This is a genomic window from Pseudomonas sp. HY2-MNA-CIBAN-0224 (assembly GCF_040310285.1).
In the GTDB taxonomy this organism is placed as follows: Bacteria; Pseudomonadota; Gammaproteobacteria; order Pseudomonadales; family Pseudomonadaceae; genus Aquipseudomonas; species Aquipseudomonas helleri.
Map to the genome: position 1 here is coordinate 69,368 of NZ_JBEOPQ010000004.1, position 20,888 is coordinate 90,255.

The 20,888-nt window shown below is 54.8% G+C and carries 13 protein-coding genes; 5 read left to right on the forward strand and 8 right to left on the reverse strand.

What is annotated here, in order from left to right:
• Positions 1-7: 7 nt before the first annotated feature.
• Positions 8-1,960 carry a tetratricopeptide repeat protein gene (locus AAEZ03_RS04300; RefSeq protein ID WP_350576376.1) on the reverse strand — a complete coding sequence of 651 codons (1,953 nt, stop codon included), beginning with the start codon at positions 1,958-1,960 and terminating at the stop codon, positions 8-10.
• Positions 1,957-4,767, reverse strand: coding sequence for an ATP-dependent DNA helicase (locus AAEZ03_RS04305; protein WP_350576379.1), 2,811 nt, complete (start codon positions 4,765-4,767; stop codon positions 1,957-1,959). The genes AAEZ03_RS04300 and AAEZ03_RS04305 overlap by 4 nt, the downstream gene beginning before the upstream one ends.
• A 707-nt stretch (positions 4,768-5,474) precedes the next feature.
• On the opposite strand from AAEZ03_RS04305, the gene AAEZ03_RS04310 reads away from it, so the two are divergent.
• The 5 genes from AAEZ03_RS04310 (at position 5,475) to radC (ending at position 9,505) form a co-directional block, all read left to right on the forward strand.
• Positions 5,475-5,804, forward strand: coding sequence for a hypothetical protein (locus AAEZ03_RS04310; protein ID WP_350576381.1), 330 nt, complete (start codon positions 5,475-5,477; stop codon positions 5,802-5,804).
• A gap of 72 nt (positions 5,805-5,876) precedes the next feature.
• Complete coding sequence (locus AAEZ03_RS04315) at positions 5,877-6,845, forward strand: DUF932 domain-containing protein (RefSeq protein WP_350576383.1); 969 nt, start codon at positions 5,877-5,879, stop codon at positions 6,843-6,845.
• 108 nt (positions 6,846-6,953) lie between these two features.
• Entirely contained in the window at positions 6,954-7,958 is a 1,005-nt protein-coding gene (locus AAEZ03_RS04320) for a YqaJ viral recombinase family nuclease (RefSeq protein ID WP_350576385.1), read from the forward strand.
• A gap of 79 nt (positions 7,959-8,037) precedes the next feature.
• Complete coding sequence (locus AAEZ03_RS04325; protein WP_350576388.1) at positions 8,038-8,958, forward strand: recombination directionality factor; 921 nt, start codon at positions 8,038-8,040, stop codon at positions 8,956-8,958.
• A 49-nt stretch (positions 8,959-9,007) separates the two neighbouring features.
• Positions 9,008-9,505, forward strand: coding sequence for a RadC family protein (gene radC, locus AAEZ03_RS04330; protein ID WP_350576390.1), 498 nt, complete (start codon positions 9,008-9,010; stop codon positions 9,503-9,505).
• A gap of 179 nt (positions 9,506-9,684) precedes the next feature.
• Here the strand turns inward: radC and AAEZ03_RS04335 are convergent, their stop codons facing one another.
• The 6 genes from AAEZ03_RS04335 to AAEZ03_RS04360 are packed head-to-tail and all read right to left on the reverse strand — an operon-like array spanning position 9,685 to position 20,629.
• Positions 9,685-10,401, reverse strand: coding sequence for a M48 family metallopeptidase (locus AAEZ03_RS04335; RefSeq protein ID WP_350576392.1), 717 nt, complete (start codon positions 10,399-10,401; stop codon positions 9,685-9,687).
• Complete coding sequence (locus AAEZ03_RS04340; RefSeq protein WP_350576395.1) at positions 10,401-13,553, reverse strand: type I restriction endonuclease subunit R; 3,153 nt, start codon at positions 13,551-13,553, stop codon at positions 10,401-10,403. Before AAEZ03_RS04340 ends, AAEZ03_RS04335 begins: the two co-directional genes overlap by 1 nt.
• Before the next feature lie 18 nt (positions 13,554-13,571).
• Complete coding sequence (locus tag AAEZ03_RS04345) at positions 13,572-15,545, reverse strand: DUF262 domain-containing protein (RefSeq protein ID WP_350576398.1); 1,974 nt, start codon at positions 15,543-15,545, stop codon at positions 13,572-13,574.
• Positions 15,538-16,944, reverse strand: a complete 1,407-nt coding sequence (locus AAEZ03_RS04350; protein ID WP_350576401.1) for a DUF262 domain-containing protein — start codon at positions 16,942-16,944, stop codon at positions 15,538-15,540. The genes AAEZ03_RS04345 and AAEZ03_RS04350 overlap by 8 nt, the downstream gene beginning before the upstream one ends.
• Positions 16,941-18,155, reverse strand: a complete 1,215-nt coding sequence (locus tag AAEZ03_RS04355) for a restriction endonuclease subunit S (RefSeq protein ID WP_350576404.1) — start codon at positions 18,153-18,155, stop codon at positions 16,941-16,943. Before AAEZ03_RS04355 ends, AAEZ03_RS04350 begins: the two co-directional genes overlap by 4 nt.
• Positions 18,146-20,629 carry a type I restriction-modification system subunit M gene (locus tag AAEZ03_RS04360; protein ID WP_350576407.1) on the reverse strand — a complete coding sequence of 828 codons (2,484 nt, stop codon included), beginning with the start codon at positions 20,627-20,629 and terminating at the stop codon, positions 18,146-18,148. Before AAEZ03_RS04360 ends, AAEZ03_RS04355 begins: the two co-directional genes overlap by 10 nt.
• Positions 20,630-20,888: the final 259 nt, after the last annotated feature.

Genomic DNA, 20,888 nt, shown 5'->3' on the forward strand with positions numbered 1-20,888 from the left:
GGGCCATCTACCTAATCAGGGGCGATTCAGCCTGTAGATCAGTTCCAGCAGAATGATCGACCTGCTTTGAGGCGCTGATTGCCTTCCAACCCCATTGGCTGCGCTTTTTGTTGAAATTCAGTATTGCCACTCCAGATACCCAATCACCGTCCGAAATTGCAGCAGCCTTCATCAGATTTGGCGGAATGAAGATATCGTCCGGCGTAAAGCCCATTTCGCGCTCCGCCCGCACGTTGCAGGCAAAACCTTTCCTCACAGAGGAGCTAGGCACCTCGCCGGTGCTTTCTGCCACAAGAACTCGATACCGTGCCCCATCCCTGGTTTGGTATCTGGCTATTTTTACAGCCACCACATCACCCATACGCAATGTGGAGGAAAACTCGGAGAGCTGGATCAGGCCATCTACACCGCGTTCAACAATGAAATGGGCAACCTGCTTGGCTTCATTAACATGATCAACAACACCAATTTTAGTCGGAGCGATATCCCATGTCGCACCCGCTGAACGCTGCTCAATTAGGTACAGCTGAAACCTGTTGTCAGCATGAAACTCACCCTTGAGCCTGATCGGATCACCGGGAGACGCCCCACTAAGCGGAAACTCTGATTCCCGGATATTGACCTCTTTGGGCATTGTCCCAGCTTCAATAAACAACCTGCGTCTTTTCTTTGGCTTGCCATCTTGGCCGGTGACAGTGAACCGCTCACCGACCGAGGCCGAAATCCAGGGCATATTGCTGAACAGCAATGCCTCGGTGCCCACGGCATTGACCTGATAGTAATCCAGATTCGAGCTTGCAGCCTCGACATCCGCATACCATTGCTGTGCGACGATCTGCGCCGCAGCCTCAGGTATTTTTTGCTCTGCCTTAACCTTAAAAGCAACAACGCGCTCGACCTCGAATTTAGCTCTAGAAAAGTCACCTGCCGCGATAAGAATGTTGGCAAGTTTGAGGCGGAGCTTGCCAATGAAGGCGTCATCTCTGGAACACATCAAGCCCTTGCAGTAGCAGCTCCGAGTAGCCTCTTGATCAGAGGCCTCGCAGATATCTCCCAGCAGGTCCCAGGCCCAGTATTCTCCTGGCTTGGCTTTGGCAACATCCACGCCAAACAGCATGGCCTCTTCATAGCGGCCAACTGCCACAAACACCTTAGCTTTGGAGTGTTTAATCCAGATGTTATCCGGGTAGCGCTGAATGGCTCCGTCAAGGTAAGGCAGGATAAAGGCCAAGTCGGTGGCATTTTGGGATGCGATGACATCTTTGCACGCCTGCCGAATAACTTTCTCTGCCAGTGCGGGATAGGTTTTCCCGTCCTCACCCTGAAAGCGCTCAAAATCTTCCGGGCGCAAAAACTCGAGATTCCAAAGTCTGGAAAAGCCGAGCATGTTCAAACTGCCTTGCCCTCCCAGCTTGGCCGCCTGCTGTAGAAAACAGCTATGCAGGATTGAGGGCTTGTCAACGCTCAACTTCAAGTACTCGTTGAGATTGCGCTTGATCAGACCGACATTGACACTCTCGTGTTCCAGCAACAACTTGCCGTACCTGTAAAGTTCCCATGCCAGAGAGGCTTGAAGTCCGGGATCGGCCGGCTGTGCAGCTAGAGCCTCTCGGTAAACTGCTGCGGCCTGCGCATGCTCCCCTCGCATACTCAAGGCTTTCCCTTCCTCTCTGAGTCGCCCATCCGGCCTGCATAACGACAGCGCGTAATCTCGCTGTTTAGCAAAAACCTCATCGACGGCTGACACCACAACATCGTCGAGCTGCAATCGGTAGTATTCAATGTGCTGTGAATTTCCGGCTCTTGAATCCCGCTTGATCAGATCAATCAGGCACCAGCCTAAGGCCTTGTGATCCCACTCTCCGGCACCGGGAGCGTTCATCAGCTGCAAAGCCAGTTGATAGGCGTCATCAAGCTGACCCTGCTTGCGCTTGGCGAATACATCGCTGCTACTGGTCATTGGCTCATACCATCAGTGATCAAAATACCCACTTCAGCCACTAAAGTCCCCGGGGTGCAGGCGCTGACGACTGGCTGACATTTTTTGAACTGATCTTTGCCGTTGTACCAGATGTCATAAACCGCCAATTCTCCATCCCTGACGAACTTGTACCGCTGGCACCAATTCATCGCCTCAACATGCTGAATGCCTATCCCCAACCCATCTGAAAGACCAACAAGACGCTGGTGAAATTCGTTCAGAAAGGGCTTGTCGAACTGAACCTCCTCAGTGGATGGCGGCTGATTGATGACAACGGGCTGACTCTTCAGCGGTGCCAGTACATGCATTAGCCACGCACTGAATTCGGTCAGCGACTGTGCGCTCAAAGCTGTCACTTTCCCTTTGCTGCCATATCCGATATTGATCCGGGCAAACTCATTGTCACGCTTGATGAAATACGCTTCTTGATACTGGTTGTGGTGAATTTGATCTATTTCTACAACACTGCCAGCCAGCAATGCCCGAACCTTGCTCAACACCGCCAACAAAAAAAGTTCGCTAGGCGGTATGCCGAACGTTTCCGAATCCGGCTCCACGACTTGCCTAATCGGACTCGCTGTTGCGCTACCACCCTCCGGCTGCGTTAGGTGGAGAATGCCCGGTCCATTGACAATTTTGATACCTGCACCCAGTTTCAGAGCCGGCGGGTCTAGCAAATACAGCATGGAGGCAGTTCGAGTGATAGCGGTGTAGAACCAGCGGAAGTATTCAGCACACAACTGACTCTGATGCGCTTTGCATTTGACGAACACATGATTCCACTCACTGCCCTGAGCCTTGTGACAGGTAATTGCATAACCGAACTTCAGGCGCAACGCATTGAAATAGGGGTCAGCCATCAGAGTCAACTTGAACTCGAGAGTCCCTCGCGGAAGGCGCGGATGGCGGAGGCAGAAGTCCAGATACAGCGCCTTGCTCTCGTCGGAGCTCAACGTGGGGTCCTCGCTATACAACAGACCCTCAAAAATTTTGGCAGCAAAGAAACGCGGTCGATCATCAAGATCACGAAAGCCAACCAGCACATCCCGGAAGCGCATGCTAACGTCTATCGTTTCCACCTGTTTCGTGTCTGGATTTTTGCGTTTCAGCGTGGCGCAACGGTACTCGGGCTCACCACGCACCTCACGGATAAGCCCAAAATCGCCATTGGAAATAAAAAAACCGAATGCATTACTGTTGCTGACGGCCATCACCTTGTCGCCAGGCACGACCTGCGGGCAGCCCGGAAAAAAGTGCTCTCTGATCCTGCGGTTGAAGGCGGCCACATCGGCATTCGACCAGGCGATTACAATGGATTCGCCGTTGATCTTGCCGCCACAGGAAGCCAGATAAGCCTCCATCAGGTCCGTAGGCTCGACCTTGCTGATATCCGGGTAATCCAGGTCTACATCCAGCTGATTGAATACCCCGGCCTTCAGACTCGCACGCAACTTCAGCGAGTTGTGCATGACCCCGCTGTCGGCCTTTTGCCGCACCACTTCGGTCAGCTCATAGCTGGTAGAACACACATGGTGCTTTCGATACAGATAATCCGCGTTGAGCGCAGGCGAAAAGTTCATGTCCACCGGCGGCAGCTGGGCATCATCGCCGATGAAGATCACCTTTTTGTGGTGATGGTTGTGATCCAGATTGACGAACTTGAAGAAATCTCGCAGCAGATAACCGCTACCGAAACGGAAAAACTCAGCCTCCTGATAGGTGTCGGCAAACATCGAGGTTTCATCGACGATGAAGACGGTATCCGCCGACATCGCGTTGACGTTTAGCTGCGCGTAGAACTTGTAGGTCTCGCTGCCATCGACATCGTCTTCGCGATATTCCTTGATGTCCTTGAAGGAGTAGATGGTCTTGTGAACAGTGTACGCTGGGGAGCCGGTCTTTTTGGCGATCACTTTCGAGGCCTTACCCGTCGGTGCAGCCAACACGTAATTGCGCCCAATGGCGCGGAAGTACTCCGTCAACCCCTTGGTAATGAAGGTCTTGCCTGTACCGGCATAGCCCTTGAGCAGGAACACACTGTCGCCACGCCCGCTGAGAAAGGCATCCAGCCGCGTGACCAGTTCGGCCTGTCCCCCGTTCAGGGCGTATCCGACAAAGGCATCTTGAAGACTAATCAACTGCCGGGTTTTCTCAAGCTCGAAATCGATACTGCTCGCAGCCTTCAAGGAGGAACGCTTGAAAGACGCCAGCCTCAGTTCATCCAACGTCTGGTGCAGCACCGAAATTTCAGCCAATGCGGTCTTCTCGGATTGCTCAAGCTCGGCCAGTTCGGCCTTGGCTTCAGCCAACTGTACCGCCAGGGTCTCCGCCGAACGGAGCCACTCCTCCGCTTGCCGATCAGGGTCTATAGGCTGCACAAAGTCCGGGTAACCCGTGGCCTCGCCACCATCAGTGCGCAGCGTCTTGTGCAGCCATTGCCCAACCAGATAGGCCTCCTTGAGCAACAACAGAGCCTCCTGGCTGGAGACAGCCCGGCCATGGGCGGCCTTGTTGCCCAACATGCGGATGGCATGCAGCTTGTGGACGACAGCGTCTTCGACGACAGCCCGATAGGACTCGCTATTGAGCCGGTCGAAGAAGCTGTCCGTGGGTTCACTTGGCAGTTGCAATTCGCGATACAAAATCCCGACTAGGATCTCGGCAAAGCAGCGCAACTTGACGATGGCCGTATGCGGGTCGGAATGGACATACCGTTCGGCAAAACTGGCGTATTCATAGAGCTGCGGCCATTGCGCCTTGAGCGGGGAAAAGTTAGTAGACTGCATACTACGATCCTTGTCTTTCATACCACTCGATTGTTTCCTGAGCGATTGATCCTCCAGCATGCTGCATGGTGAAGCAAGCCCCGAACAACTTCGACTGCTGAAGTTCACCGTTTAAAGCTGCCAGTAAGAGCCGCGCGGCGAGTCTGCGTAGCCAAAGCTGGCTGCGGACTCATACCAGGCTAGTCTTAGCGATCAGCAGTTCCGCCGCTATCCCCTGTTCGAGTCGGCGAGTTTATGGCTAGCAGCCTTTGAAGTTCGCCGCCCTCCGAGTGGGTGCTCATCTTTTCGCTTGGCTATCGATCCGCGAATGCTCGGCCACGGTTAGAGGCCTGGCGGTGCCAAGTCACTGTAACCAACCTGCCAACGCACCTTCTTGATCCCCACCGCTGGGGCGATGGTGTCCACCCATTTTGATTTGCCCCCCAAAGGTTGGACATAACCGTTGGGGTGTCTCATGGGTAAATACACAGTGCAGACAAAGGTGTCCGCCGTCGACGACTACTCCGGTTCTTGCACCAAAACGGGGACCAAAGGCAGGGCGATACTCAGTTTTGACTTAAACACGGTAAACACTCACCAAGCCCTCTCTAAAATTCAAAACAAAAAAATCTCAGACCTATATCACTCAAATGAACGCTCCGATGTGAGCGCGTCGTTAAGCATTTCTGCGTGATACGTGGACTCAGCAAATAGAGAGGAACCCTTGTATGTATACCCCATGCCCAAGCTGCAACTCAGGACAAGTGGTCACTAAAAATGTTGGTAAACAAGCAGGTGGATTGATTGGTGCCGCAGGCGGTGCGGCTAGTGGTGCCGCCGGTGCTCTGTCGGGTGCAGAAGTCGGTGCAGTGCTGGGCGTGGTCGGCGGGCCAGTCGGGATCGCCATTGGCAGTATTGCCGGGGCTCTTCTCGGTGGACTGTTTGGCGGAGTGGCTGGCGGCATTGCCGGGGCCACGCTGGGCGAGCAGATCGATGAAAAAGTCCTTCACAACTATCAGTGCCTGGCGTGCGGCTACAGCTTCAGCGTTAACCGTTAAGTCGTTGTGAACAGGCCTCGTTTGTCGCTGACAACGACGCTCTTTTCCATTCATTCACAAGGAATCATTCCCATGGCTCATCTCGTTGAACAAATGGCATACACTGGAACCACTCCCTGGCATGGCTTGGGCAGTCGCCTCTCCCCAAAACAACCGCTCGAAGTCTGGCAGCGTGAAGCGGGCATGGATTGGAAGATTCAAGAAAGCCCTGTTCACTTCAAGGCCGACAGCATCGGCCCACTGGGAACCATCCACTCGTTCCCGGAACAAAAAGTGCTGTACCGCTCCGATACCAAGGCACCACTCTCCGTCGTGTCCAACCGGTACCAAATCGTACAACCCCGTGAGGTCTTGGAATTCTACAGGGATCTCACTGAAGTCTCGGGCTACGAGCTGGAAACCGCTGGCGTGCTGAAGGGTGGTCGCAAGTTTTGGGCCTTGGCTCGCACCGGCCAAACGACCGAGTTGAAGGGCAACGATCAGGTCAATGGTTATCTGTTACTGGCCACATCCTGTGACGGCACCTTGGCCACCACGGCGACCCCCACCACCGTGCGGGTAGTCTGTAATAACACGCTGACAATTGCCCTAGATAGTACGGCCAAGGCGATCAAAGTGCCGCATAACACCCGCTTTGATCCGCAAGTGGTGAAGAAGCAGTTAGGTATAGCCGTCTCGCAATGGGACGCCTTCATGCACCGAATGCGCATGCTGTCTGAACGCAAGGTTCAGTGGCATGAAGCCATGGGCTTCTTCATGAGCGTGCTGTGTGATGCCAGTCCGAACAGCCCGCTGCCGGCAGTACTTCCCAACGAACGGGCGCTACGCAAGGTGCAGAGTTTGTATGAAGGTCAGGGGCGCGGATCAACACTGGAGTCAGCTCAAGGAACCGCCTGGGGTTTACTCAACGCCGTGACGGAATACGTCGACCACGAACGCCGTGCTAGAAGCACCGAATACCGCATGGACTCTGCTTGGTTCGGTCAAGGTGCACAGATCAAGCAACGAGCGCTGGAGGCGGCGCTACAACTTGCAGCTTAGCCCCTGCTTTCGCTGTCTTCATCCCCCCCAATTCTCGTTCTTCCACTTATACAAACGCCTGCTCAGCCTCGTGCTGGTCGGGCGTTTTTTATGCCCCAGGAAATGATCATGAGCACTCAATCGCTGCAACATCTCAGTACTAAACCCCGCCAGGCGTTACGCCTGGTGGGCACCAAACAACTGCCGCGTGAGGACTGGCTGGCAGTGCGCAAGCTGGGTATCGGCAGTTCGGATGCGGCCGCTGCCGTCGGGCTTAACCCGTACAAATCTCAGCTGGAACTGTGGCTGGAGAAAACCGGGCGTGATACCTCACTGCCCAAGATCGATCCACAGGATGAAGAAAACCCTGCTTACTGGGGAAACATCCTGGAGCCGATTGTCGCAACACATTACACCCGGCGCAGTGGTCATCGGGTCCGCCGGGTCAATGCGGTGCTACAGCATCCTGATCCCAAACTTGCCTGGATGCTGGCCAATATAGACCGTGAGGTGATCGGCGCATCAGAAGTGCAGATTCTCGAATGTAAAACCGCCGGCATAAACGGCGCACGCCTCTGGAAGGAGGGTGTGCCCGAGTATGTGCAGTTGCAAGTCATGCACCAGCTCGCCGTCACCGGCAAGCAGGCCGCTGATGTGGCGGTACTGCTCGGTGGTCAGCACCTGGAAATCCATCGTATCGAACGCGAAGACTCACTGATTGCTCGGCTGATCGACCTGGAGCGGTTGTTCTGGGATTACGTCGTCAGTGACACCCCACCTCCGGCCGATGGTACGGCCTCAGCAGAAGCGGCGTTGCGCTGCCTCTACCCCGAGGACAACGGTCGGACCCTGGACTTCAGTCAGCACACGGAGCTGGCCACCACCTACTTGGAGCTCAAGGCTGCTCGCCAGAGCATTGCCCAGCAGGAGACGCGTGAGGCGCAGCTCAAGCAGGTTCTGCAGCAGGCCATGGGTGAAGCCACCCGTGCAGAGTTTTCTGAAGGCTATATCAGCTGGAAGAAGTCCAAGGACAGCATTGGTCTAGATGTAGAACGGATGCTGAAGGACAAACCCTACCTGCAGGCCCGCTACCCCAAGATCAAAACTGGCAGTCGCCGCTTTCTGATCATCTGAACCATTCCCCCGTCACCCAAGCCACCTGGATCGTTTACGTCCCGGTGGCTTTTTTATTTCCAGATCAAGGATAACCGCCATGCTCAAAGGTTTAGCCATCACCCCTCCGGTACTCGGGCGCATTTCCATCGGAAAAATCGTCGAGAGGAACGGTAAACGCCTGCCCGAGAAAGACGATCAATTCACCATCACCTCGCAGGTACAAAGCCGCGACGGCTGGTTGCTGCATCCACTCAATGAGGCGCTCCGCAATGGCCAGGACGGCAAGCTGCGCAACATTCCGATCCGTTTGCTGTTCAACGAGCCGGACCTGAACTTCCGGGCCGATTACAGCTTGTTCGACCGCACTACCGGACGACCGGTCTGTGTAGGCAACGGCGAGACCTGCAAGCGTCTGACCAAGGATGGCATTCAGTCACTGCCCTGCCCTTCACCTGATGGCTGCTCACTGGCTCAAGGCAATGCCTGCAAACCTTACGGCCGCTTGAACGTGGTGATTGGTGACGATGATCCGCTGGGCAGTTTTGTCTTCCGTACTACTGGGTTCAACAGCATCCGCACTCTGGCGGCACGTCTGCAGTACTTCAGCGCAATCTCCGGCAATCGCCTGGCCTATCTGCCGCTGGAGTTGCGTCTGCGTGGTAAGTCCACTCGGCAGAGCCACGGTACACCGATCTTCTACGTCGATATCACGGTGCGCAGTGGCCTGAGCCTAGAAGACGCCTTGCTGGAAGCCAAGCAATTGGACGAAGCCCGACAAGCCTCCGGCTTTGACCAAGGAGCACTGGATCACGCGGCCCGTCAGGGCTTTAACAATGGGGCCTTTGAAGACAGCGAGGAGGACACCGGTGCCATCGTCGAGGAATTCTTCCCCGCCATTGAAGACCAGCCCAGTCCTATAGAGCCCCAAGCCCAACTGGCAGCGCCTGCCAAACCCTCACTCGCCCAAAAACTGGAATCCCAGGCCACGCGGCACAACGGCAAGCCCACCGTCCAGTAACCGCGCTCCTCCCCCTTTAGTTTTCACGCATTCGCACAGGAATATCCGCATGAAATATCACAAACTCCAAGCCGGTGAAACGACCGGCACCTATGTCATGGAATCCCCGGTCACCGAAGCTGACATCCTTCGCATGGCTCAACAACTGGCAATGAGTCGTCTGTCTAAAGGCCGGGCACTGACTGAGCCCAAGCAGGTCTTTAGCCACCTGCAAACATTGCTGCAGTACCACGAGTACGAAGTCTTTGCTCTGCTGCTGCTCGATACCAAACACCGGATTATCGGCTTTAGAGAGCTATTCAGAGGCACGCTGGATGGAGCCAACGTGTACCCTCGGGAAGTGGTCAAGATAGCCCTAAAGAACAATGCGGCAGCCGTGATTTTGGTCCACAACCATCCTTCCGGTGACCCAGAACCCAGCCAAGCCGATCGCACGCTAACCACGACCCTCAAGAACGCCCTGAACATGGTTGGTACCCGAATACTGGATCATGTGGTAGTAGGTCATGAAGGCTGCGTGTCGTTGGCTGAACGAGGTTACCTGTAAATTTTAGGCTCCCACCGTCCGCTTGACTGCCCTTGGCTGATGCTAGGGCGGTCATCCCCCCCTCCCAGCCACTTATTTTTTGTTTGCATTGAGCGCTATTACTCAGCTTCGGTTGCTGCCAATACCATCGCCGCCATCACCAAAGTCCTTGATGGTCGACTTCCACAGATAGTGCAGCCTCACTCTTTCCAAACCTCAGCCGCCAGCGGCAACTCATTCAACTCGGCGCGGGCCTCGCGCCAGGTTGGGAAATGCTCCCCGAGGATGGAGATAAAGCGCTCATTGTGGGTGGGTTCAAGCAGGTGAACCATCTCGTGGACGATCACGTACTCAAGCAGGTCTTTCGGCTTCTTCACCAACTCGGTGTTCAGTCGAATGTTCCCTGCTTGATGGTTACAGCTGCCCCATTTGGTTTTCATTCGCTGCAGGTAATAACCAGCCACCTTCACCTTCAACTTGCGCTCCCACTTCTTGATCAACACCGGCACCACGGCGTGCAGTTGCAGCTTCTGCCATTCGTGCATCACTTCGGCGCGCTTATGCGCATTGCTGCATGGGCGAACAGTTAAGGTGATGCGTTTATGGTCGAGCACCACCGATGGCTTGGCGTCTTGGTGGTTAACCACCATCAGGTAACGTCGGCCCCAAACATAGTGGCTTTCTCTTTCCACAAACTGACGCGGTGCCTCACGCGCCTGCGCTTCGAGTTTACTCTTCTGCTCACGTATCCAGCCTAGCCTGGAAATAGCGTAAGCCCGTGCGACCTCAAGCCGCGTGCCTGTTGGAGCGACCAACGTTACCCGCCCCTCTGGCGGATGCACACTCAGGTGGACATGCTTGATGTCTTTTCTGGTCACCGATATTGAAATATCGCCCAACTCAATAATCTCGTTCATCAATAGCCCGGTTGGTTCTTAATGATCTCGAAAATTGCCAGGGTCGCTTCACGGTCACGCCCCATCAGAGGAAACAGCGCATTAAGAACCCGAGCTTCGCGTGCAGGGTCTCCTCGCCAGGAGGAAGGGGCCTCACCACGCATAGCTTGATCAATATTCAGGGCCAACCTCACCTTCTCACCCTCGTCTTGCGGGCACTGAAAGGTCGTCGCAGCAATGCTGTCGAGGTTGTTGAACAGAATGGTAGCCTCCCGATGGCCGTTGAGTGCTGCTGGGGAGTTTCCTGGTCCCTTCTGCCCAAGTTGTCTGACCAGCGCCTCGGCCTTGCGCAAAAACTCCTCGTAAGCGGCTGCATCATCACGACTCTGTTTGATCAGATCTTCAAGCAACCTTGACATACCCTCGTAGAACTTCGGGTCAGTCAGTTGCTCACGAATGATGGTCTTACGTACGTTGTTGATAATGCCTTCGGCAATCGCACCTTTGGAGAGCTTCCCCTTGGCGTTGAGCTTTTTGGCGATGGCATCGTGAACGCCAGTCTGAATGATCAGTTCAACCAGCGAGAAATTATCGACAGTGCTCATCGGGTCAGCAGGATCTGCCTGTATATATGTGTTGAGCAGATGCCGCATATCCGCTTCGAATGGCTTGATATCCAGCTCTTCGCCGGAATGTTTCTTGATCGCCTCACGAAGGTCAGCATAGAACTGCACTTCTGTCTGCAACCTGCCGGCTTCAGCTGCCGAGTAACCGGCTTCAGTCAGGTTCTGCGCCAAGTCGGCAAACGCCCGCACAAATGAAGCCACCGCCTTATAGAAAGACACCCGCAGTGCTTCGGTCTCATCCAGCGCATTGGCATTAGCGGCAGCACCGCAGAAGTAGTGGATAAACTGCTCAACCTCACGCGGCGGTGCCACGGGGGCGCACAAGTAACTCAATGCCTCGCGGGCAGCATCCAGCTGCTTCTTGCCCTCAACCAACCAGTTTTTCAGCTCAACGTTGTTGCTGCCACCGCCGCCCGTGTCGATGTCCAGCTCGTCGGAGGTATAAACCGAAATGGCGTCTTGGACATCGCCGAACAGCTCTTTGAAATCGACGATATAGCCAAAGTCCTTGTCATCACCGTCAAGTCGATTGGTGCGGCAAATTGCCTGGAACAGGTTGTGGTCACGCAGCTCGTTGTCCAGATAGATGTACGAGCAACTGGGCGCGTCGAAACCGGTCAGCAGCTTACTCACCACGATGAGTAGCTTCAGGTTGGCCGGTTCCTCAATAAAGCGGCGCTTGGTCTCTTCTTCATAAGCGGTAGTGGTCTGGCCTGGCTTCAGCACGTACTGCGTGTAGGTATCAAATTTATAGCGCTCATCGCTTTGCGCAGGCTCACGGGAGATCGCGTTGTGGTTCGGCTCATAGGACGTAATGATGCCGCAGTAAGGGCCAAACAAAGTGCCATCAAACAAACGAAAATACTGGCAGGCGTCGTAGATGCTGGCTGCCACCAGGATGGCGGTCCCCCGGTCGTTATTCAGCCGTGGCTTTAGGCTGAAGTCCTCGATGATGCTGGCGATAATGCGCTGCTTGCGCTCACTGGCGCTCATCAGCGCTTCCATGGTCGCCCAGCGCTTACGCAGGATCGACTTCTGGTAGTTGTTTAGCCCTTTGGTTGCACGCTCGAACCAGGCATCGATAGCCTTACGCGAAGTCAAACGCTGCGGCACATCACGCGCTTCATACTTAAGGTCCAGCACCACCTTATCCGCAACGGCTTCGTGGAATTTGTAGGTGTGGATGTAGGTACCGAACACATCGCGCGTAGTCTGTTTGTCCTTACGCAACAGCGGTGTTCCGGTAAAGCCAATAAACAGGGCATTGGCCAGCCACTGCTTCATTTGCCTGTTCATGTCACCGCCTTGGGTGCGGTGGCATTCATCTACGAATACATAGAAGCGCCCATGCATGGGCGGCGGCGGTACGCTCAGATCAGGCTCAAACTTGTGCAGCAACGCGCAAAGCAGACGTGGTGTACTGGCAGAGAGCTTCTGCACAAGATCGGCACGGGAGGTAATGCGTGGTGAGGGTGAGTCGTTGCCGATTACCCCGGCATTGCGCATGACTCCGGATATTTGCTTGTCCAACTCATCGCGATCCGTGATGACCAGAATGCGCGCATCAGGGTCATGCTCCAGCAACCACTTGGCGATCAGCACCATGAGGATGCTCTTGCCACTACCCTGGGTGTGCCAGATAACCCCGCCCTCTTTACGCCGAACCCGCTCCTGCGCGGCCTTCACTGCGGCGTATTGATGAGGGCGCGGCACCTTTTTGATTCCCGCATCGAAGATGATGAAGTTGCGGATCAGGTCAAGCAGGCGCGACTTCTCGCACACCTGCGCCAAGGGGCCATCCAGCAGATAACCCGACTGCGCCACTTCTGCGCCAGGTAGCACTTGATAGCGGGCAGGCATCTCGCGCTGAATATTCAGCTCTTCTGACTCAGAGTTTGCCGCAATCGCCTTCCACTCGACAAAGAACTCAGCGCGAGTGGTCGCCGTGCCATAGCGCAGGCCCTGGGAGTCACTGCCGGCGAAAACCAACTGCACCGTACTGAAGAAGCCCAGGTTGAAGATTTCCTCCTGGTTGGTGATCAGCTGGTTAATACCATCGGCCACCTCAACCGAACTGCGCTTCAGCTCAATCACCCCAATGGCGATACCGTTCAGGTAAATCACCAGATCTGGGCGGCGCTCATGGCCACCGCGCAAGGTCACTTCCTCAGCAATGGCGAAGTCATTGCGCTCTGGGTGCTCCCAATCAACCAGATGCACCGTTTCGTGGGCCTGCCCAACGGCTACCTGTACCGGCACGCCGTAACGCAGCAGCTGGTAGGTACGCAAGTTGGCCTGATAAAGCGTGATGCCAGTGGCATCAGCCGCGGCAATCAGCCTTTGCAATGCCGCCGATATCTGCGCATCGGAGTAGCCGCGCTGCTTCAGGTTTGCCTGCATCAGCTCGACTTCAATGTTGCGGTTTTGCCCACGCTTGCTCCACTCGCCCAGGTAGTCGTAGTCGAGACAATCAGGCCGCGTCTTGTCCGTAAACAAAGCCAGAACACGATTCTGGGTGCGGCGTTCGGAGCGAGGTTGTTGAGTCATCAGGTGCATCCTGCAGGGTTACTCGGTTTCGTGTTTGCTGGCGAGGCTCTTGAGCAACACATTATTCATTTGCTCGTAATGCGTGCGTATGGCGCTGGCATCCCAAGGCTCGGTCTTCATCATCAAGTGCTGCTTAACGCTATCGATGACGTTGTTCTGATAAAACTCTTTCTTCGCGGCAGGCATGAAGTTGCTCAGGCGAGAGTTCTTGTCGTGGCTGATCAGGCATAGATTGCCGAACGAGTTAAGCGTGTCAGCGTCGAGCTGAGCTTGTCCGTCTAATGGATGCTGCGGGTAATAATGTTCCACCGAACTACGGAAGGTGAATTCGTAGGATTTAACCGGCTCGCTTGCCCCGTACTCAAGCCAAAGCAGATAGTCCAGGAGGTTGAAGACCAGGTTGTTTTCGATATTGCCGAACTTCAATCGGGACTCAAACGTCTCTGCCCCAATGCTATCGCGGCGTGTCTGACATACACCCTTGTTGTGGTAGATGATCGCAAAGTAATCCAAGCCTGCCTCTGGAGAAAGAAAGCGGTCAAAGACAAACGCCTTTGCTACCGACTCCATGTGCTGCAGATAAACCTGAGCGTCAACCTGCTCAGCGTGAAACAGGTGATGCAGTGCCGCATTCAGCCAGTGCTTGTAAACCAGCGTTGGCGTAGAAACATGAAACGCCGACAACAGCATCAGGATGCGACGGTTGATACCTTCGCTGCCGTCCTCCTCGCCGAAGGTATTCACATAACTGCCTCGACCAGTGCGGCTGCGCTCTCCGCCGTCATTCCATTTGAAGCGTTTGAGGCTCCAGCCATCAGCGCCCTTGATGAACTCGCGCTTGATTACATACTGGTCAAACAGATACTTGCAGCGCAGCAGGCTAAAGGTAAAACGCTTCACAGCTGCAACAGGGTCGAGTTTCTTAAGCACATGGGTTTCAAAGGTATCGAGCAGGCGTTTGTCATCCAAAGGGATGTCCACTTGCGTATCGACACGCAGTACATGCAACAGGAAATTTGGGAAATTAATAACCGTGTTGAAGCGCTCTGGCGCCTCATAACCTGACTCAGCTTGCTCCGCACCAGCCGGTGCCTTGGCTATGATCTCATCAAGGGTTAAGTGAGTGTCCTGCTGGGCAGTCACCTCTTGCGTTTTGTGCAGCGCAGCCCGAAGCGCATCGAAGTCAGCCAGCTCAAACTGTCCCCAGTCCTTGTCTCCAAAAATACTGCTGCGTTGGCCCGGCGTGAAGCCCATTTGCACATAGCGCTCCATGTTGGCGCAGGCTTCCCATACCGCATGCAGGCAGTTTTGGCTCTGCTTGCAGCCGTGCAACTGCTCCATCATTCGCGCCTTGAGCACCTCGTGCTTCTCCAGCTGCTCACCGCGGTTATTCATAATCTCGAAGTAATGGTTCAGGTCCGTATCAGCCGGTACCTTCACCCGCATGATTTGCACGTAGCTAAACAAGTAATCGGCGAACTTTTGAGGCGAAACTCCGCTCTCTTTCAGCTTTTGCGGCAAGACTTTCTGGATGAGCCGGTAGCCATTGAGGATGCCGGTATTGATCTGCTTCTCAACCAACACCTCGGCAGGGTCGTCGTTAAATTTCCCCTCAAAGATGGCCGCAAAGGTCGCGCGCGAATGCTCGCGGCTGTCAAAGTGAATGCTCAGAGTCGAATACCAGGCGAGATCGACCAACTGGGTGTTTTTCAGATACGACGTCAGCAACGATAGGGTCGTCAGCCGCTGTTGGCCGTCAATGGTTTCAAACACCGGTGTTTTGCTATCTGGGCGCTCATACACCACCAAGGTACCAATGTAGTAGTTGCGCGCTTTATCGTCATCCTTCGGCAGGTAATCGATCACGTCCTGAATCAGCTGCGTGATCTCACCCTCCTCCCAGGCGTAATTGCGCTGATACATCGGGATAACGTACTCAACGCCACCGCTGAGCAGCGCCTTGATGGAAAGCTGGCTGATCTCGCTACTCATAATATTTCATCGCCTTGAACAGAGCCTCGATCTCACCGGTCTTGGTTGATTTCTTGCCGCTCAATACCGGCAGGCTGCAGTTTATAAAGTCAGCAGGACGGGTGGCCTCTTTGATAAGCCTGAACAGATTGTTTTCCAGCACGTGGTTATCCATGCTGGCCAGCTGCACCACCTGCATCTGCAGGCGCAGGCTATAGGCCCAGATGAAAATCTTCTCGATGGCGCGGGAGATATCCGCGTGGCCGAACTTGTCGATGTAATAGATCAACAGGCAATCAAACATCGCCCGCACGTAACAATCACCAGTGCGGGTTCTTGCCGGGTAGCTGTTAAGGGTGTCCATGATGATTTGCGCATAGCCATCCAGCCCTACAGCACCCACCAGCTCATGCCCGTTCCAGGACTCGGCGCTGATCCGCGCCACTTTGCCCTGATAGTGGCTGATCAGCTCAAAGAAGCGCCGACCATTGATGATTATTTGGTCCAGATGGAAGGGAAAACCAAGCTCGCGCGAGTCGATCTTGCGCTCGTACTGTCCGTTGTAATTATCGACAAAATGGTGGGCGATGCGCAGTTGCTCCACGTAGGGGTAGCTGGCCACCGTATCGATGTTTACGCCCTTGAATAAGTCACTGTCATCCTTGCTGAAGTAACGGGCCGAAACCCCTTTCGACCAATTGCGGATGCGGTACAGGTACTGCGAGAACAGCGTGGCCAACTCCTTGGTATCACTGCTTTCCCAACGCGCCACCGTGGCCGCCTTCAACTGCTCGTCACGCGGGCTGAACTCACGCAAATGATAAGCCTTGAGCAGATCATGGGGCTCCAGGTCCCGGCCCCGCGCATTCTGCGAGTCGAAGAACTGGAAGGCTTCCGACACATCATTCAAGGCCACCGCCACGACCTGGCACTTGTTCAGGAAGAAGTCGATATGCGCCTCGGTAAAGTTCGCACGGGAGACGATGCGAGCTACCTCAAGGTAATTGCTATGGATGTTCTTCTGCGAGATCTCGCTGCTAAAACTGGGGTTCATCATCGCTTGCTCAAGCTTGAGCAAGCGCTCCTGCAGGTCTTTGCGTTCGAGCTTTTTTTCCTTGCTCCGCTGGATCAACGCACGGGCCGCCAGCAGCAGGCTGATGGTCCGCTGCTGGCCATCGACGATGTTCTTTGTCTCTCCTTCCTGGTGAAACACGATAGTGCCCAACCGGTAGGCGGACTTGTCCTTATGGATGGCAATATCGGAGAACAGTTGGTTGATATTCTTGCCGGTCCACTTGTATGGGCGCTGGTACTGAGGAATATCCAGCGCGGGGTCCGCGAGCAAGTCATAGACGCTGATGATCTTGCTAGATAGTTCAGTATGCTGCACTTGAGCCGCTTCCATGCCCAGGCTTGTCATAGCAAACGCGTCCTTCCGGTAAGCAATTCCTGCATCATGCCTTGCTTAAGGGCGCGGGTTTTAGTCAAACGCTGCTCCAGCGCGGCCAGCTCTGCGTCCATATCGGTCAGCACGGCGGCGATTGCGGTTTGTTCGCTGGAAGATGGAAGCTTCAGACGAAGCGCCTTCATATCCTTGTTCGTGATCTGGTTGATTGTTGCGCCGATATTGTCGCGAATCTGCCGTTGAATACTTTCAGATTGAAATGCATGTGAAATGAATCGCCAATGCACCGTGCGATACACCGTCATGAAAGCTCCAAATGTTGTCCCCGCAGCGCATTCGTCGATCACGGCGCTCTTACCTATGAGCGTTCGGCTGCCATTTCGCACACAAATAAGGATGTCACCTAGCGTCGTGATGAGGCGCTCATTAACTTCAATATCGACATAAACGTTGTTATCGTAAGCCAGTCGTCCGCCTTGAACATTCGACGATCGCAAAACCAGAAGTCCATGCTCGACAACATTATCCGGGTGGTAGGTTAAACCGATGATGCACTCACCAATCGCCCCCAAAGTTGTGTCCTCCCACTCCCCGCTAAAACCGGGGAGACGAGTTTGGCCGGTGAGAAGTTGTTGCATGGCTGCCTGTTTGAGGTCGCGCTTCTTGGCGATAAGCCGCTCCAGCGCACCTAGCAGGGCATCCACATCACTCAAAACCGTCGCGATGGCGGATTGTTCGGGGAGGGGAGGAAGTCCCAATGCGAACTCTGCCAATTCGGTGCGGTTAATCTTAGGCATTCCGCTGCGAACGGAAACGGACTCGGCGTACTTTGAGAAGCGATAGCCCAGTACAATCGCCAACATGAATCCCGATGAGACATCGTCTGCGGGCTTAAGCGGATACATGTCTGCACTGCACAGCCCCGCAAAGTTGGCGCGAATTGCTTTGCGCAGGTAAGGACGAATTTTGCTGTAAACGATGTCACCGCTTTCGAAGACATATTTGCCGCTGATCGCTCGTTGTTCCAATGCGGTTTTCTTGGCGAGCAATCTCCCCGTCGAACTTTCAATGTGGTCCGGCGCTACCAAAACCATAGACCTGTAGGGCTCAACCTTCGGGCTCACTTGGCCACTTGCAATGCGTACTGTAGTTAGAAGTGGACGGACACACCACTCCTCCGGAATAACCCCCACCTCCGTTTGCTTATAGCCTGGCTTCACTGCCATACCGCCCCCATCTTTTTCAGATGCTCTTCCACGCGACTGGCAAACATTGCGACCTCATCGGTGAGCAGGGGTAACGGGGTGGCATAGCGCTCACTCAGCTCACGGATGCGCCCGGTCAGAGTTTGGGAAACGCGATCCAGCTCGCCTTGTACTGCAACAGCCAGGGTAGGCAGCCATTTATCGTCCACCACCAGGGTTTTGATCTCGGCTACGCTCAGTTGTGGGTATTTAGCGTGGATCTTGTCGTCGAGGTCTTCTTCTGCCTTTTTGAGCTTGGCCTTTAGGCTGCTTTGCTGGTCGAGCAAGGTGGTGTACTCAGCCAATACCTTGAGTTCATCCTCATAATCCGGATCTTTGCCAATCTCGCGTCGGCGTGCCTTGATGGCTTTGGCTGTGACCTTCTGCTTGTCAGCCTCTCCCTCGATCACCTCGCTAAGCGAGCCATCCTCACCGCTGTGCTCTTCAAACATTTCGCTCATGCTTTGCTCGACGCTGGCAAGTTGGGCTTCCAGCCCTTCAATGGCGCTGCGCTCGGCCATGAAATAGCAGGCAATCAGAATCTCGACCGGAATCAAGTCGGACTTGAAACGGCGCTTGCCTTGGCAGTAGTCATGCTTCTCGCCCCAGACCAGCTTGTTGTTCTTGTCCTTTACCTTGAGGATTTCACGCACGTGAGCGCCGGCCTTCCAGCCGTCAGCGCTAATCAGGTAGCAGTCGTCCTGCATGGTCTCGGCCCAGTAATCCATCAGGTGCTGGTAGATGTCGTAATAGTCGAGCAAGGGCGCTTTGGCAAAGGAGCTGAGCAGCCCTTCGGACAGTATGGCGATCAACTCCTTGGGGTGGCTGCTGGCTACATCGGAGGCAAAACCTTTCAGCTGCGGGGTGCTGCTGGCCAGCCACTGGTTAAAGAGCTTGTCCACACCGGCCTTGAAGGCGCTGAACTGCGGATGAGCGAAGATGAGGGGCTTCACCTCGTGGCTGACAAGCTCAAAGTAACCGGGATGGCTAGCCGGCTTGAACAGGGCCGCGCGCAGGGCAGGCATGACCTGCCAGTAGCTATCGAACGCATCGATATCACGCTTGGGAATGCCACCGCGCAAATGACCGTCGATATCCTGAATGTCCTCAGGCTCGGTACTGTCGATATAGCGCGGCAGGTTAAGGTTGAAGTCGTTCTTCGGGTCGCTGATTTCGTCGAAGGAGACCATACGCGCGTAACGCGGCACATCTGCCATTCGGGTAAAAATATCTACAATCTTGTGTACGTCTTGATCGCGCAAGCGATTCTTCGAGCCGTCCTTGATAAAGCCCTTGGAAGCATCGATCATGAAAATGCCTTTGCGGGCGCTGGCGTTTTCCTTGTCCAACACCAGAATGCAGGCGGGAATACCAGTGCCGTAAAACAGGTTGGCCGGCAGGCCGATAATGGCCTTGAGGTAGCCAGAGCGCACCAGCTGCTCACGGATCACCGCCTCGGCATTGCCGCGAAACAGCACGCCGTGGGGCAGAATGCAGGCACCTTTGCCGGTGCTTTTCAGCGAGCGAATGATGTGCAGCAGGTAGGCGTAGTCGCCCTGTTTGCTGGGTGGTTCCCCCCAGGAAAAACGCTGGTAGGGATCGTTAGACGGAGTGAGACCAGTGATCCACTTCTTGTCAGAAAACGGTGGGTTGGCCACCACGTAGTCGTAGGTGCGCAGCTGCTCGCCGTCCTTAAACTTGGGCGACGAAAGCGTATTCCCGGCCATGATATTTGCGGTCGGAAAGTCGTGCAAAATCATATTCATGCGGGCCAAGCCCGCCGTGGTCACATCTTTCTCCTGTCCTTCCAAGGTGATGTGCTTGCCAGCCTGGTCGGCAACTTTCAGCAACAGCGAGCCTGAACCGCAGGTAGGGTCATACACAGTCGTGGCTGCCACGGCATTGGCCGGGCTGATGCCGATGACCTTGGCGATGATGCGGCTGACCTCAGACGGAGTGTAGAACTGCCCCTTGCTCTTGCCGCTTTCGCTGGCGAAATGGCGCATCAGGTATTCATAGGCGTCACCGAGGATATCGTCGTTGTCAGCACGGTTCTTCGAGAAATCCAGTTCGGGCTTCTCGAAGATCGCTACTAGGTTGGTCAGCCTTTCCACCCTGTCATTCCCCTCGCCGAGCTTGTTCGGGTCGTTGAAGTCAGGAAAGTCACTACGTGCAAGCCGGGTGTTGGCGTCGATTAGCGGCTGGATGATCTCAGTATTGATCTTGTTGCCAATGTCGGCGTTGCCTTTTAAGGCGACCATGTCCTTAAAGCTGGCTCCCGGCGGGATGGTCACCGGTGGCGCGAAGTCATCCGAGTTGCCGTACTTGTCGGAGATGTACTTAATAAACAGCATGAACAGGACGTAGTCCTTGTACTGGCTGGCATCCATCCCACCGCGCAGCTCGTCACACGAGGCCCAGAGGGAGGAGTAAAGATCGGATTTCTTGATAGCCATTGGCAATCCTAGCTGGGGTAAAGAGTAAGTGCGCAGGCGTCTCCTGTTGCGCGCTTGGGAAATGCCCTTAGCGCCAGCGCCAAACAGGGGGTCGACAGATATTTGTAGCGAAGCGGTAGCTTTACCTGCGGTTAACTAGCGAACCTTATCTACTTCGGTTTCATCGGGCCAGCATATCGTCCCTATTTTTGGTCCTATCCAATATCACAAGTGATATCACCCATGATGTCGTAGTCGGTGGACGGTCACCTTGGATGCC